At 41.3% G+C, this 15,327-nt stretch carries 15 protein-coding genes, 1 other RNA gene and 3 pseudogenes; 13 read left to right on the top strand and 6 right to left on the bottom strand.

The genetic code is table 11. The annotated features are described in order from the left end of the window. Window positions 1-99 precede the first annotated feature (99 nt). The 3 genes and pseudogenes from tnaA to AACT23_RS00195 form a co-directional block, all read left to right on the top strand. Window positions 100-1,518, top strand: a complete 1,419-nt coding sequence (tnaA, locus tag AACT23_RS00185) for a tryptophanase (protein WP_017043367.1) — start codon at window positions 100-102, stop codon at window positions 1,516-1,518. Window positions 1,519-1,634: 116 nt separating this feature from the next. Then, entirely contained in the window at window positions 1,635-2,849 is a 1,215-nt protein-coding gene (locus AACT23_RS00190; protein WP_026028108.1) for an aromatic amino acid transporter, read from the top strand. Window positions 2,850-2,902: 53 nt separating this feature from the next. Beyond that, window positions 2,903-3,004 (top strand): annotated as a pseudogene (locus tag AACT23_RS00195) (Rid family hydrolase); the annotation flags it as partial. A 54-nt stretch (window positions 3,005-3,058) separates the two neighbouring features. Here AACT23_RS00195 and AACT23_RS00200 read toward each other — a convergent pair. After that, window positions 3,059-3,211: a hypothetical protein gene (locus AACT23_RS00200; protein WP_170900195.1), complete on the bottom strand. Its 153-nt coding sequence runs from the start codon at window positions 3,209-3,211 to the stop codon at window positions 3,059-3,061. A gap of 297 nt (window positions 3,212-3,508) precedes the next feature. Between AACT23_RS00200 and recN the strand changes: the two genes are divergently transcribed. Together recN and bamE are read left to right on the top strand one after the other, a co-directional pair. Continuing rightward, window positions 3,509-5,173 (top strand): DNA repair protein RecN, encoded by a 1,665-nt coding sequence (gene recN, locus AACT23_RS00205; protein WP_026028979.1) that lies wholly within the window; start codon window positions 3,509-3,511, stop codon window positions 5,171-5,173. Between the two features lie 144 nt (window positions 5,174-5,317). Then, window positions 5,318-5,677, top strand: a complete 360-nt coding sequence (gene bamE / locus AACT23_RS00210; RefSeq protein WP_026027472.1) for an outer membrane protein assembly factor BamE — start codon at window positions 5,318-5,320, stop codon at window positions 5,675-5,677. Window positions 5,678-5,788: 111 nt separating this feature from the next. Here bamE and AACT23_RS00215 read toward each other — a convergent pair whose 3' ends face one another. Further along, window positions 5,789-6,091 (bottom strand): RnfH family protein, encoded by a 303-nt coding sequence (locus tag AACT23_RS00215; RefSeq protein ID WP_010319507.1) that lies wholly within the window; start codon window positions 6,089-6,091, stop codon window positions 5,789-5,791. Beyond that, entirely contained in the window at window positions 6,091-6,522 is a 432-nt protein-coding gene (locus AACT23_RS00220) for an SRPBCC family protein (protein WP_013857438.1), read from the bottom strand. Before AACT23_RS00220 ends, AACT23_RS00215 begins: the two co-directional genes overlap by 1 nt. Window positions 6,523-6,638: 116 nt before the next feature. On the opposite strand from AACT23_RS00220, the gene smpB reads away from it, so the two are divergent. From smpB to AACT23_RS00240, 4 genes and pseudogenes are all read left to right on the top strand, one after another. Then, a complete protein-coding gene (smpB, locus tag AACT23_RS00225; protein ID WP_013857439.1) occupies window positions 6,639-7,124 on the top strand; it encodes an SsrA-binding protein SmpB in 486 nt (161 codons plus the stop codon). Between the two features lie 67 nt (window positions 7,125-7,191). Beyond that, window positions 7,192-7,558, top strand: a transfer-messenger RNA (tmRNA) gene (gene ssrA / locus AACT23_RS00230). 416 nt (window positions 7,559-7,974) lie between these two features. Continuing rightward, window positions 7,975-8,330, top strand: a pseudogene (locus AACT23_RS00235) (hypothetical protein); the annotation flags it as partial. Window positions 8,331-8,332: 2 nt separating this feature from the next. After that, window positions 8,333-8,416, top strand: a pseudogene (locus AACT23_RS00240) (transcriptional regulator); the annotation flags it as partial. 209 nt (window positions 8,417-8,625) lie between these two features. Here the strand turns inward: AACT23_RS00240 and AACT23_RS00245 are convergent. The 3 genes from AACT23_RS00245 to AACT23_RS00255 form a co-directional block, all read right to left on the bottom strand. Further along, complete coding sequence (locus AACT23_RS00245; RefSeq protein WP_013857463.1) at window positions 8,626-9,183, bottom strand: hypothetical protein; 558 nt, start codon at window positions 9,181-9,183, stop codon at window positions 8,626-8,628. 288 nt (window positions 9,184-9,471) lie between these two features. Continuing rightward, entirely contained in the window at window positions 9,472-9,624 is a 153-nt protein-coding gene (locus tag AACT23_RS00250; protein ID WP_013857464.1) for a hypothetical protein, read from the bottom strand. A 99-nt stretch (window positions 9,625-9,723) separates the two neighbouring features. Further along, window positions 9,724-10,119 (bottom strand): ACT domain-containing protein, encoded by a 396-nt coding sequence (locus tag AACT23_RS00255; RefSeq protein ID WP_094128277.1) that lies wholly within the window; start codon window positions 10,117-10,119, stop codon window positions 9,724-9,726. 278 nt (window positions 10,120-10,397) lie between these two features. Between AACT23_RS00255 and AACT23_RS00260 the strand changes: the two genes are divergently transcribed. The 4 genes from AACT23_RS00260 (at window position 10,398) to AACT23_RS00275 (ending at window position 15,321) form a co-directional block, all read left to right on the top strand. Beyond that, window positions 10,398-10,577 (top strand): hypothetical protein, encoded by a 180-nt coding sequence (locus tag AACT23_RS00260; RefSeq protein ID WP_094128280.1) that lies wholly within the window; start codon window positions 10,398-10,400, stop codon window positions 10,575-10,577. 369 nt (window positions 10,578-10,946) lie between these two features. Continuing rightward, window positions 10,947-12,590, top strand: a complete 1,644-nt coding sequence (locus tag AACT23_RS00265; RefSeq protein WP_176428657.1) for a DEAD/DEAH box helicase — start codon at window positions 10,947-10,949, stop codon at window positions 12,588-12,590. Then, window positions 12,590-14,398 carry an ATP-binding protein gene (locus AACT23_RS00270; protein ID WP_094128287.1) on the top strand — a complete coding sequence of 603 codons (1,809 nt, stop codon included), beginning with the start codon at window positions 12,590-12,592 and terminating at the stop codon, window positions 14,396-14,398. Before AACT23_RS00265 ends, AACT23_RS00270 begins: the two co-directional genes overlap by 1 nt. Beyond that, window positions 14,398-15,321: a phospholipase D-like domain-containing protein gene (locus AACT23_RS00275; RefSeq protein ID WP_094128290.1), complete on the top strand. Its 924-nt coding sequence runs from the start codon at window positions 14,398-14,400 to the stop codon at window positions 15,319-15,321. The genes AACT23_RS00270 and AACT23_RS00275 overlap by 1 nt, the downstream gene beginning before the upstream one ends. Window positions 15,322-15,327: the final 6 nt, after the last annotated feature.

A 15,327-nucleotide genomic window follows, 5' to 3' on the forward strand; every position in this document is an offset into this window, starting at 1 on the left:
TTATCGCTAATTATTTGGCGCGATATTTTGCACTCTAAATATATAAAGGGTGTTAACTAATATCGCCTGACGAAATTTAAATTATTCAAAGGTATTATCATGGAAAACTTTAAACACTTACCAGAACCCTTCCGCATTCGTGTTGTTGAACCAGTAAAACGTACAACACGTGAATATCGCGAAGAGGCCATCCTTAAAGCGGGTATGAACCCATTCCTTATCGATAGTGACGATGTATTTATTGACCTTCTCACTGACAGCGGCACAGGCTCTATTACTCAAAGAATGCAAGCAGCAATGCTAATGGGTGACGAAGCTTACAGTGGCAGCCGCAGCTACTATGCGCTGGCGAATGCGGTAAAAGATATCTTCGGTTATGAGTTGACTATCCCAACTCACCAAGGCCGTGGTGCAGAGCAAATCTATATTCCTGTTCTAATTAAAAAGCGTGAGCAAGAAAAAGGCCTCGATCGTTCAAAAATGGTGGCGCTGTCTAACTACTTCTTCGACACCACTCAAGGTCACACTCAGGTTAACTGCTGTGTGGCGAAAAACGTCTATACCGAAGATGCGTTCGATACGTCTGTCAATGCAGATTTCAAAGGTAACTTTGACATCGCGAAACTTGAAATGGCGATTGAAGAAGCAGGGCCTGCGAACGTACCTTACATTGTCAGCACGATTACTTGTAACTCTGCCGGTGGTCAGCCTGTCTCTATCGCTAACTTAAAAGCGGTATACGAGATTGCTCAACGCTACGATATTCCTGTCATCATGGACTCTGCGCGTTTTGCTGAGAATGCTTACTTTATTCAGCAACGCGAACCGGGTTATCAAAATTGGACTATCGAAGAAATCACTCGTGAAACCTATAAATACGCAGATGGTTTAGCCATGTCTGCTAAGAAAGATGCAATGGTTCAAATGGGTGGTCTGTTGTGTTTCAAAGATGAATCGATGATGGACACTTACACGGAATGCCGCACGCTTTGTGTGATTCAAGAAGGTTTCCCTACTTATGGTGGTCTTGAAGGTGGTGCAATGGAGCGTCTTGCTGTCGGTCTATACGATGGCATGCGTCAAGACTGGCTAGAGTACCGTATCGGCCAGGTTCAGTACCTTGTTGATGGCCTAGAAGCCATTGGGGTTGTGTGTCAGCAGGCTGGCGGCCACGCAGCATTCGTTGATGCAGGCAAACTATTACCTCATATCCCTTCGCATCAATTCCCAGCCCATGCTTTGGCCTGTGAACTCTACAAAGTAGCAGGTATTCGCGCGGTGGAAATCGGTTCGTTACTATTAGGCCGTGATCCTGCAACGGGTAAACAACACCCTTGTCCTGCTGAGTTGTTACGCCTAACCATTCCTCGTGCTACTTACACCCAAACGCACATGGACTTTGTTATCGAAGCATTTGGGAAAGTAAAAGAGAATGCCCACAACGTAAAGGGACTCGATTTCACCTACGAGCCACAAGTGCTACGCCACTTCACAGCCCGTCTAAAGGAAGTTGAATAATCACTAACTAAAGCGCGCCTAATTGGCGCGCTATTTCCTTCTAAATCGAGCAAAACAAAATCTATAAATTTAGCGGGCTTTTTCCTCAACATGAAACTTAAACAAGAGTAACGATTATGAACAATAATCCATCTTTAGTAGGCGGAGCTTGTATCATAGCAAGCGTCTGTGTCGGAGCCGGAATGTTAGGGTTACCGAGTGCGGGAGCCGGCGCTTGGACGACTTGGTCTCTTATCACAATTACCTTCACCATGATCATGATGACACTCTCGGGTTGGATGCTATTGGAAGCATTCAAGCGTTACGATCTTAAAGTGTCTTTCAACACTGTGACCAAAGACATCCTTGGCGATAACGTCAACCGAATTAATAATTTAGCAGTTTATTTTGTCGGCGGTATCTTACTTTATGCTTACATCACATCTTCAGGTTTAATTCTAGAAGGTGTTTTAGGTATCAATAACAAAATCACATCAGTCCTGTTTGTTGCTGTTTTCTCTCTTTTCGTTTGGCACTCTACTCGAGCAGTCGACAGGATCTCTATTGTTCTTATTGCCTTTATGGTACTGAGCTTCGTATTTGGTGTTTCTGGTTTAGCCGTTAACATAGATACTAGCGTACTTTTCGACCGCATTAACGAAGAATCCAATTATGCCCCATACGCTATGGCAATGTTACCTGTGGCGTTAACTTCATTTGGTTATCATCACTCAGTGGCCAGTATGCGTTCTTACTATGGGTGTGAGCATCGCGCAAAATACGCCATTTTGGGCGGTACCGTTATCGCACTATGTCTGTACTTCCTGTGGATGGCCAGTATTTACGGTAACCTACCACGTAGCAATTTCGGCCCAGTGATTGCCCAAGGTGGTAACGTTGAAGTTCTGTTAGCAGCGTTAGGCTCTGTGATTGATTCAGACAAGGTATCGCACGCAATCAACACCTTCTCAATGGCAGCCATTCTTTCTTCGTTCATTGGAGTAGGCTTAGGTGTTTTTGATTTTCTGGCAGACCTGTTTAAATTTGAAGACAACAAACAAGGTCGAACTAAAACGTGGCTAGTGACATTTATTCCACCACTCACCCTTTCTTTATTGTTCCCTTTCGGCTTTATTCTGGCGATTGGCTATGCGGGTGCTGCTGCAACAATCTGGGCTTGCTTAATTCCAGCGTTATTGGCTCGTAAATCACGCACTTTAGAAGGTGGTCAAGAAGGATTTATGGCACCGGGTGGCAACGCAATGATCGGCATGCTGATCTTATTTGGTATCGCAACCGCAGTATTCCACTTTATGTCAATGATGAACCTATTACCGACATTCAGCGGTTAAGTCAGTTTCACTACACCAATGGCAACCCACTAATGACGAGAATTACGATGGTCTTTGAAAGCCACCAAGCCTCTTTTCCAGCGCGCTCATGCGTGGAAGTTGCTCGCCTGCCTATGGATGCGAAAGTGGAAATTGAAGTGATAGCGACCAAGTAAGCGCTATTCTCTAGATGATAAAAAAGACGCATCAAGCGTCTTTTTTATGTGAATTTATGCAATGTAGATTAACCCTAGCAAACCAACTACGGCGATTGTCGCGCCAAACACCATGACACTCGATAGTTTGTCAGCCAATGTCGATTGGGATTTACCTTTTTCAGAGGTGCTTTTCTTTTCTAATAGCGAAAGAAGTGCTGAGTTCATGATTTACTACACCTTGTTACATTGTATACAGGTTGCGTATTCTATCTTTTTTGTGAACCTCGTCAAACTATTTAATGAACATTTAATAATCAATTCAAAACTAATTAACCCCATCGAATGAAGTAAAATTCACTAGAAAGCCAGAGCTATCAAGCAACATAAATCACTTCCTGTCGCATGCACTAAACTCAGCGCAGTTTCCAATACTCATAGTTTTCTGATAGGCATCTTTACTGTATAAAAAAACAGTTTATACTGTTCACTTATACAGTGTTATTTGATTATATAGGTACAGAAATGCTGGCTCATTTAAGTGTGAATAATTTTGCTATTGTTAAATCATTGCAGTTAGAGCTTTCCAAAGGAATGACTACCATTACTGGCGAAACCGGTGCGGGTAAATCCATTGCAATTGACGCGCTCAGTTTATGTCTTGGTGGCCGTGCGGAAGCAGGAATGGTCAGGCAGGGTGAAGAAAAAACCGAAGTCAGCGCCGCCTTTATTTTGGACAATAACCTCAACGCCACGCGCTGGTTGGAAGACAATGACTTGCTCGACCAAAAAGAGTGTATTTTACGCCGAATCATCACCAAAGATGGCCGCTCTCGTGCCTTCATCAATGGCAGCCCTGTGCCTCTTTCACAACTCAAAGCTCTAGGTCAATTACTGATCAACATCCACGGTCAACACGCCCATCATCAACTGATGAAAAGTGAGTATCAAATGAGCATGCTGGACCAATACGCAGGTCACGTGAATCTTGTCAAAGAGACACGCTTAGCCTACCAAATGTGGCGTCAAGCAGATAACCAGCTCAATCAACTCAAAGAAAATAGTCAACAAAACCAAGCTCAAGTTCAACTGCTGGAATATCAAATCAAAGAACTCAATGAATTGGCGATTGGTGAAGAAGAGTTCACCGAACTCGAACAAGAGCACAGACGTTTAGCCAACAGTGGCGAGCTTGCTACCACTTGCCAGCAAGCCATTGAACTTATTTATGAGGGGCAAGAAGTCAATGCGCTAAGTTTGCTGCAGTCAGCCAACCACGCCTTGCTTGAACTGGCCGAGTTAGATGAAAAACTTGCCACCTTACCCAACATGGTGGCTGAAGCCATCATCCAACTCGAAGAAGCCAACAGTGAATTGCGAAACTATCTGGACAGTATTGATGTCGATCCTGAACGTATGGCTTATGTAGAAGAACGTTACTCTAAAGTGATGTCCATATCGCGCAAGCACTACATCGCTCCTGAAACGCTTTACCACCACCACCAAGATCTGCTCAAACAAATAGCGCAACTTGACTGCTCTGAAGATAAATTACAAGAACTGGAAAGTAACGTTGCCAAACAGTATCAGCAGTTTGCAACCTGTGCCGACAAACTGCATAAGTCTCGTAGCCGTTACGCGAAAGAGCTGGATAAATTAATCACCAATAGCATGCACGAACTGAGCATGGAAAAAGCCAAGTTCTGCATCGAAGTTAATCATGAAACAACGCATCCATCACCACTGGGTTTTGACACCGTAACTTTCTTAGTCTCAACCAACCCGGGTCAACCGCTGCAGCCTATCGCTAAAGTCGCGTCAGGCGGAGAACTGTCACGGATATCTCTAGCAATCCAAGTGATCACCGCTCAAAAAGTAGATACTCCTAGCCTTATTTTTGATGAGGTCGATGTCGGTATCAGTGGCCCGACAGCAGCGGTAGTCGGAAAAATGCTAAGAACATTAGGTGAATCAACTCAAGTACTGTGTGTGACTCACTTACCACAAGTGGCAGGCTGCGGGCACCAACAACTGTTTGTTAGCAAGCAAGCCAAAGCAGGAAAGACAGAAACACAAATGAAACGATTAGATAGTGAACAACGCATCGCTGAACTTGCTCGCCTTTTAGGGGGTAGCCAAATCACCGAATCTACCCTTGCTAATGCGAAAGAACTGCTGATCGCCGCCTAAGCTGACATTTTTCTTTTTAGGTTTGCAACCAAACTCAAAATTTGCAGTCTCAACTAGCTCGTAGCTCAGTCTATTTTTTACTTCTGCTGCGAGCTTGTTTATTATCAGTCCAGTTTTACGACCTATTGGCAAAGAATTTTGAATATGCAGTTAAAAAAGTGGTTAATCGCAGTCCCTTTAGCAATGACAATGCTGACTGGATGCTCTTTATTAGAAAAACTCGTTTATCGTATTGATATTAACCAAGGCAACTACGTTGAACAGCAAGCCGTCGATCAACTCAAGTTCGGTATGAGCAAAGAACAGGTTAGGTTTGTCATGGGGTCGCCGATGCTTATTGAAAACGGTTATCCCGATACTTGGTATTACATTTATCACCACACGGAAGGCCACAAAGAATCGATACAGAAAAACCTGATTGCGACATTTAATACCGCAGGTGCTTTGATGGAAATCAGTGGCGACTACCCTCCTAGCGAACGGTTTTTTGAAGGCGTAAACTGAACGAAAACACGTTCAAACAAATGATACCCAAAGTGCACCTCACAATGAGTGACACTAACGGACAGGGCTCATAACGAGCCCTTTATCTTGCATCCAATACCGCAGCAACGTTTACTGTTGCGCTTTTGCCTGCTCGGCTCTCTTGCGACGGATCTCTTTAGGATCGGCCAATAACGGACGATAAATTTCAATGCGATCACGGTCTCTGACCGTCGAATCTAGCTTAACGTTACGACTAAAAATCCCGACCTTATTTTTTGATAAATCAATCTCTGGGTAGAGCTCAAGCACACCGGACTGTTGAATTATCGTTTCGACAGTTGAGTTTTTGTCTACCACCAAATTCAGTACTCTTTGCTCATGAGGCAATGCATAAACTACCTCAACATGGATCATCTCAGATTCAATACTCATTACTGATACACCTGTTTCGCTCGTTTGGTAAATGCGTTAACCATATTACTAGTCAATTCATTGAATATCTTGCCAAAAGCCAATTCCACCATTTTGCTCGAAAATTCAAACTCCAGTTTAAGTTCAACCTTGCAGGCCTGTTCATCAAGTGCAGTAAAATACCAACCGCCTTTTAAAGCCTTAAAAGGACCATCGACCAAATTCATCAAAATAGCTTCACTGGCCACCAACACATTCGACGTTGTGAACGTCTTACTTATCCCTGCCTTTGAAACATCCACCGAAGCCACCATCGACAAATCGGAAGATTCAATAACGCGAGAGCCAGAACAACCTGGCAAAAATTCAGGATAACGAGCAACGTCATTCACGAGATTAAACATTTGTTCTGCACTAAAAGACACTAAAGCAGAACGACTGACTTGCTTCATATTCTCTCCTCATCACCACCGAAAAAGTCTGGTGTGTAACAATTTTACTTTTATTCTTATCCTACGCAAATAAAAGGATTTCCTAAGCTCAAACCAAGCCGTATAATGCCGCCACTATGGTAAAGAAAAAATCAAACTCAAAAGCAGGTAGCAATACCATTGCTGTAAATAAAAAAGCTCGCCACGAATATTTTATCGAAGATGAAGTAGAAGCAGGCATGGAGCTCCAAGGCTGGGAAGTCAAATCTCTTCGTCAAGGCAAAGCGAATATCGCAGAAAGCTACGTTTTCATGCGAGACGGAGAAGCCTTTGTTTCCGGAATGACAATAACGCCACTGCAGCAAGCATCCACTCACGTGGTTGCCAACCCAACTCGCGTGCGCAAGCTGTTAATCAGCCGCCGTGAACTGGACAACCTTTATGGACGCATCAACCGTGAAGGCATGACACTTATCGCACTATCACTGTATTGGTCTCGCTCTTGGGTGAAAATCAAAATTGGTGTAGCGAAAGGTAAAAAACTGCATGACAAACGTGATGATTTAAAAGAAAAAGATTGGGCAAGAGAGAAAGCACGCGTAATGAAGAGCTCATTGCGTTAATCTTGACCACTTAGACGCAGAAAGCTAGACAGACAAAGGTTTTCTGGTAGTATGCGTCAACACACTTGGGGCTGATTCTGGATTCGACGGGAATTTTGCAGTCTGAGGTGCATGCCGTGGGGCGGTTTGCCACGTTAAAAGCCGCAAAAAAATAGTCGCAAACGACGAAAACTACGCACTAGCAGCTTAATAACCTGCCAAGAGCCTTTCTGCCCTAGCTTCCGCTCGTAAGACGGGGAACAACAGAGAGTCAAAACCAAACAAGCTCGTGCCGCGTCTCCCGCCTGAGAGACAAAGCATTAAAACTAATTCAGGATAGCCATTAGATAGCGTGTCGGTTCGCAGTTTGATGGTGAAATTAAAGATCGAATAAGCATGTAGTACCAATGATGAATGATTTTCGGACGCGGGTTCAAATCCCGCCAGCTCCACCAATGCATAGTTTAAAGACGTCCTAGGGCGTCTTTTTTCTTTTCTAAACCCTTGTCATATCTAGCTTTAAGTGGTTCAGGGCGTCTCATCAATATTCACTTAATCTCAGTCATTTAGTAACATTCCTCGTAACACTGCTACAGCTCACCTCAACCACTTTGTTCATTCAAGGTAACTGTTCATTTATTACGAACAACTTGCATCACTGTACAAACTATTAACGCTCTACTTCCTATCGCAGCTTTCATCGCTGAAATCATCCATTCTGCTCATCAAAACTTTTGACTTACAGATTATGAGTAACAATTTACTCACAAAGAGTCTCATTACGCATTAACGAGTAAATAGTTACTCACAACTTAAAAGAAAAGGACTTTAAGAGTAAAATTTTACTCATTGATAAGTAGAGGTGTTGTCGATGGAAGAACTTACCGTACAAGCTTTTATCAAAGGTGTGAATGGATAGATATTGGTATTATCTCGTTCCCTAAAAATAGCCAACATAATTTCCGAGTAACTGAACTCAACTACCTCAGCGACTATGCGCTAGAGCATCACGATAAAGATGACTTTCACGCTGTTTCACTAAACCACCCTGTCTCATTCTTTTTTAATGACATGGGTAAACCCAGATGGTTAAAGTTTCTAGACGATATTATGCCTAGCGGCGCTAGTAGACGGTACTGGGTTAAATACCTAGATATTGAAGACCTTAGTTCAGATGAACAAGACTATGTTTTGCTCAAGTTTGGCACGATGTCGCCTATTGGCAACTCAAACCATTTGGCTTAAAAGTCGGACTGCTCCCCTCTTCTCCCGATGCGTTAAAATCGCTATTGATAGATGGTGAGGGTGGGTAAAATGCTCAGTATCAGCGCTCTTGATTTAGATTAAGTTGCTATAACAAGCTAGCATTTTAAAGTGAGTTGGAAATATATGGACGCGGGTTCAGTTCCTTTTGAAGCAGGAAATTGATGATTTTGCCAGGTGGCTCTAAACAATCTCAACTTAGGACGCCACCCTGATGTTTCTCTTGTACAAATGCGGAGGTCAGTTTACACACCCGCAGTTATGCATTCGTTTGTTGCTGATGGGTAGCGACTGTCGTGAGTTTATCGGCGCGGAAAAGCTTGTAAGCCATAATGCCAATAACCAACGCTTTGATAATCATCATTTGTGGGTTACCAAAATAGGCAGCCATACCAACAAACCCCGATAAGAACATGAGCAAACGGAACCTTTTCAGGTCAGTCATATACAGTGCCAACAAAATTAACGCGAGATCGCCAAACTGCAAGGCTTCGGCAAGTGTGGGGTTATTGATAAAGCTGCTTACGGCCACATAAGCAATATAAAGAATACCGCTCGCCATCAAAGCCGCAGCAGAATTGATCACCATTTTGCTGGTGTTAGTAAAATCTTTCACATATCGATATGCGTTAATGGCACCAACAGACAGGTTAAGAATGACTTTAGGCCACCAACCCATCAAAATTGACCAAGCAATATCATTCGCAGCCGAAGCAAATGCAGCATAGCGAGTAAACTTCATCGAATTAAAGATGGTGAGTGATATATAGAATGCGACAGATGTCCATCCTAATACTTCGCGTAATATATCAAGCAAAATACGGTCTCTTTTTACATAGAATCATCATCCACAACAATGAAACTATCTGCTACTAATAAGGCCTGTAGTGGTTTATAAACCCACAACCTAGCCGTTGGGCGCAGGATAATATCACGGCATTCGGTATAAATCCTAGAAAAGACTCTTATCAATACACGCTTATTCTCGAAAATATGTTTCTCAATTTTGGAAACAAAACTGCAAACTCAACAAACGCATCACCACTCCCCTTTTGACACATTCAATCATCCCTGAATGAAAATTAACTGACGTACGCTAACTCATTCAGCGAGGAGAACGAACCGCAACAACTTTCGTCTCGATCAACTGGTAGCGAATCCCAGCTTGGTCAAACGACTGGCGCAGCGCCGTTAAATTCCGGTGATAGGTCACTTGCCGACCAGATGCCGTCTTCACTTTCATTACCATATTACTCATACACTTATCCTCTACACTTAACCGATTAGTTGCATCAAACTATGCTATTTTGAATATTTATCACCAAACAACTTGGAGTTGCAGGTAGCAAGGAAATCATTATTGTGCGAACTCTTTGAGTGCCGCCATCGCCTTTTCTGCCTTCTCTTGTTGTACAAAAATATGGTCATGATAATAGCCCGCAATCACATTAGCGCTGATGCCATACGAAGCTAGCTTAGTTGCAAAAGCGGCCGTTAAACCCACCGCCTCTAAACTTGAATGAACCGTCAGCGTAATTAAGCTGAATACCGATTCAAAATCGAGCTGCGCCGCAACGGCCTTTTGCTGCTCAACGACCAAGGTCAGCCCTTCACGCTCTTGAAATGTCGCCACGGGTTCTAAATGCAAATAATCGGCTAATGTCCCTTGCACAGCACAAAACACATAACTTCCGCCCACCAACTCGGGTGACATGGATTGCAGTAAAACCTCTAAATCAGTAATCGCTGTCATATTTTCTTTCTCATTCAAATTGAAGCCGAAGTGCAGAGTAAAGCCCTCTGTGGAATAAGTGAAATTAATAATATTAATTAGTGATTAATTATTCTTATAACCACAATTAAAAAACAAGAAGGAAATAAAAATTAAATAAAATTCAATCAATTAGAGAATCGCAATGTTAATAAAGAAAAAACAAGATGCATTTAAAATCAAAAAGGTCAACGTAACACATCACTCAATACTATCTGAATGCTTTATACTCTCCACAAACATGTATTTCAGGTGATGGTATGGATGCAGAACAATTTTCACAGTTAGTGGCGCAAATCAAAATAGGTAAACAGCTACCAGAGGCTATCTACTTACATAAGGATGCATTCAGTGCCTTACCAACAACACTGAGCAAGTTTATTCTGGCCGTCGCCAAAGCGCTTAATCACCCAGACAAATTACAACTCATCGAAAAATAGTGAATATATCTAAGGTGTCTGCTTATTTCATAAGATAGCTCACAGTTAGAGTGCAACCTGTTGAGCAGTAAAGATGAGAAAGTTACAATATGGACCTAATTCAGTTGAACTTATATCTGTGTCTGTCGACTTTTACACTCAAAACGCACAATCGTTTTTTCTTTCTCTGTGAGCCATAGTCAATTTAAGTATTGGTGGACGATTGTGCTCGATATGCAGCTAAGACCTTAAGAACATTGCAGGTATTTGTGTGGTGGGGTAATCTATTGAATCTAATGGCAATTAGTTTAGCGAGTAAGTCATGATCACATTAACTATTCATTTTTAATTGCACTATCGTACACCTATCGCAAATTTTAAGGGATGAAAATGCTTACTGAAATACTGTCAAATTTTTCTGAAGATGAACTACTAGAATTTATCCCTTCAAGCGCCATAAACTTTACACTTGAAATTGATGATTACAACAAGGATATAGAGCGTAGTTCTTTCAATAAAAATCATTTAGCACGAGTCGTTGCAAGTGTTAAACAGGTCGAGTTTATTTTTGAAAAACTATTACGCACTAAGCTTATTGAGCGACTAAGCCACCAGCAAATCGTTGAATTATTCCCAAGCTTTAACCTTCAACCAAGCCAAGTAACGCCTAGTCACTATGATGCGATCATCAGTTGGTCTGAAGAAAATCTCGAGCAGTTTGCTGCTGTCATCGGTTTATCTAAGCTCTATGAAAATCAACTAGCACAAAACACCGAGTTTCAAAGTCTTGCTCATATCGAACCAAGTTATGGGCTTTATCCTTACCAACAAGACATCAGTCGACAAGTTTTTAGTAACCTAAACAATAAAAAAGAAAGAGTTTTAATTCACTTACCAACCGGAGCTGGTAAAACTCGTACTGCAATGAATATTGCTTGTGAACATTTGAGAGCATCCTCTACCAATGTTGTTCTTTGGTTAGCTGATCGTGAGGAACTATGTACCCAAGCCTATGATGAGTTTACTAAAGCATGGAAATCAGTTGGCAACCGCCCTACATCCGTATACGGTTTTTATTCAAACTCTAATGAGAGCTTAAGTGGTATTGACTCTGGTTTTATTGTTGCAGGTCTGCACAAGTTTTTAAGCATAAAAAAAACAGACTCTAGACAATTACAGTTACTTTACAAAGAACTGGCAGACAAAGTCACTTTGGTTATTTTTGACGAAGCACACAAGGCAGTTGCACCTAAATTTCAAGAAGTGGTACAAGACTTTATCGCTAATAAATCGTTCCATGCAGATCTAGTCGGACTCACTGCAACACCGGGCCGTAGCTATTCAACAATAGGATTGTCTGAAGAGGATGCGAAGCTTGCACAGTTTTTCTACAACAATAAAGTATCAATGCGAATATCTGGTTATCTTTCTCCAATCGATTACTTAGTAGAGCAAGGTTACCTTGCCAAAGCTAATTTTAAATCGCTCAATTATGATCATTCCCAGATTTCCGCTTATGAACTTAGGGATGCAGGAGGCGTAGAGACTATGAAAGCCTTAGCCAGTAATGTAGAACGAAATCGTAAGATTATAAAAACCATTATTGATGAATGTAACCAAAACTCTCAAATAATCGTATTCGCATGTACTGTTGAGCATGGAATTAACCTCGCAACAGCACTTTCCTACCAAGGAATTAAAGCAGCCTCTATTGATAGCAAAAACGATAATCATGAGAGCAGAAGAGCAAAAATCGCACAATATAAAAACGGTGAAATACAAGTTCTTGTTAATTTTAACGTTTTAACAGCTGGTTTTGATGCTCCTAAAACTAATGTCACGGTTATTGCAAAGCCCATGAACTCATTAGTGCAATATTTACAAATGGCAGGTCGTGCAATGCGCGGTTATAAGAGTGGCGGTAACCGAGAGTGTAATATTTATACCGTGATGGACAACATACCAGAATTTCAGAGCATCAGTCTCGCATTCGGTTATTGGAACGACATGTGGGCAGAAAAGGACATAAAATAATGAGTAACCGATTTTTAAGTGCTGAGACCGTTATTGAATCATTACGGGATAACGGCTACACCAATACTGCCTACGCACTTGCTGAACTAATTGATAACAGTTTACAGGCCACAGCTACTCGTGTTGAAGTAGGCTTCATCGAAGAACAATTAGCCGCGAAAAAGAACTATACCGTATCCGAAATTTCACTATGGGATAATGGTATTGGGATGGATACAAACACTCTTCGTATTGCTATGCAGTTTGGCGGTGGAACACACAGAAAAGATATAAAGGGTATGGGTAAATTTGGTATGGGTTTACCAAACTCATCTATATCTCAGTGCAGACGTGTTGAAGTTTGGAGTTGGCAAAACGGTAGTGAACCCCACTATACCTACCTAGATGTCGATGAGATGAAAAGTGGACAGCTTGAAGAAGTTCCAAATCCTGTCGCCATGCCTATTCCTACAAAATATGAAAAAGCCTTTTTTACGAAAAGGCCAGAATCTGGAACGCTAATAATTTGGTCAAAACTTGATAGACTCAGCTGGAAGACAGGTAAGTCGATCTATCGTCATTGTGAACTTTTAGTGGGCAGAATGTATCGCAACTTTATTAGTGACGATAATATTAAAATCGAAAGCATCACTTACCGTAAGTCAGATCTGGACAGGCTAGATGTTTATGACCGTGAAACATTTAAAGCTAATGACCCCATGTATCTTAAAAAGAACACTTCATTACCTGAGCTTCCAGGAAACTATAAGGGTGAAGCATTTTTTGAAAAAATGGATGAGGAAGTCATTTCTGTCGAATATATTGATGAAAATGGGGAACCTAAGCGAGACGATGTAACTGTGACTACTTCAATGGCTAAAAAGACCATTGCTAATAGAATTCTTAAAGAGACAATCGGAAGATTAGGCGGTACTCAATGGGGAAAACACTGTGGCAAGAATGTCGGCGTTTCAATTGTTAGAGCGAATAGAGAGTTAGTTTTGCGAGACTCTTTCTTAACTTCCGCTCTGAGAGAAAGTAAAGGACGATTTATTGGTATAGAAGTCTCTTTCCCACCGACATTAGATGCCGTCTTTGGTGTCACTAACAATAAACAAGATGCAATTCGATTAATACCTTACGAAATAAAAAGTATATCCACACAAGCCGGTTTTGATACAGAGCAAGAATATTTACGTGATCTTGAGGAAAACTCAGATCCTCTACTACAAGTCCTTAAAGTCGTCGCTGTTATTAAAAAGCATGTAACAACACTAACTAAATCATTAGAAACAATAAACGTTGAAGGTAAAGCGGTTAAAGGTGAGGAACCTAAAACTATTTCAGAAGGTGCAGCCTCGAAAGCCACTCAAGGATCTGCTAATCGCGATACCCATGGACATAAATCAAAAGAAGAACCACCAAAAGAGTTAAATAAAAAAGACGTTATCGATCACCTAAAAACTGTGGGTGGTATGAGTGAAGAAGAAGCCGAAGAAAAAGCTGAACGTCTAATTCTTACAGGAAACCGTTTCCTAATTGAGGATGTGGCACGTGATTCTGAAGCCTTCTTTGACGTATCAACGAGCAAAGGCTTAACACTCGTTTTATTTAATACTAACCACATATTTTACAAAAAGCTGGTAAGTAAACTTGGCCCCGATGAACTCGAAGTAATGCAAACAACAATTGCTGGCTTTGCGCGTGTAATGAATGAAACAACTGATGATAAACGGTTGGCATACTTAAACTCTGTGAGACGTGAATGGGGTTTGGTGATTAGCGAGTTTTTAGAAGAACCCTCTGATGAAAGTATGGATGATTTTTGATGTCGGGTCTTATTTCTAATAGTGAACTTAAAGCAGAATTAGAAGCGCTACTTCCTCATTGCAACAGATTGACGATTATTTCTGCTTTTATGACTCAGCCAGCAACTCGCTGGTTGAGCTCATTAATGACAGATAACAAACCAGTCGTACAATTAGTTGGACGCTTCTCACCTCTCGATTTTATCAAAGGCTCTAGCGATTTAAATGCGTTACGTGATTGCGTAAACAATGGCTACACCGTTAAAGCCCTTACAAATCTCCATGCCAAAATTTATCAGATAGATGAAGACATCATTTTTAATGGTAGTGCAAACCTTACAAGTAAAGGCCTAGCACTTGTTGATATTAGTAATCTAGAGTCCTGTAACAAAATAACCGCTTGCGAAACTTCGAAAGCTTTTATCAATAAGATCGTTACCTCTGCCGTTGAATTAACCGATCAAACAATTGATAATATGGAAGAGTACCTTTCAAATATCGAATTAATGAATAGTTCAGAACATCAAATGGAGTGGCCAGAAGAAATTATCTCACCATCTAAAGATCTTTTCGTTTCAGATTTTCCGCTAAGTCCACCTGGATCTTTTACTAACGAATATGAAGTTAATCCATCCTTACCATTTGCACAGATAGAAAATATCAGAGAAGATTTTGAAGTAGCCTCTACACTCTTTAAAAAAAGCAAAGCGTATAGGTGGCTGATAAAACAAATTATAGAAAACAAAAGTGATAGGGATTTAGGGTTTGGCCAAGTATCGCGTCTGCTTCATGAAACACTTGCAGATGATCCTACTCCTTATCGAAAGGAAATTAAAGAAATACAGGCGAACCTATATTTATATTTGAAAGCATATGCTGCCGATGAGTTAGAGATACTCATACCAGGGAAACGAAGCGAAGTGTTAAGAAAAGTACGAGACTAATAAAAA

The organism is Vibrio sp. V09_P4A23P171, assembly GCF_963875615.1.
Classification (GTDB): domain Bacteria; phylum Pseudomonadota; class Gammaproteobacteria; order Enterobacterales; family Vibrionaceae; genus Vibrio; species Vibrio anguillarum.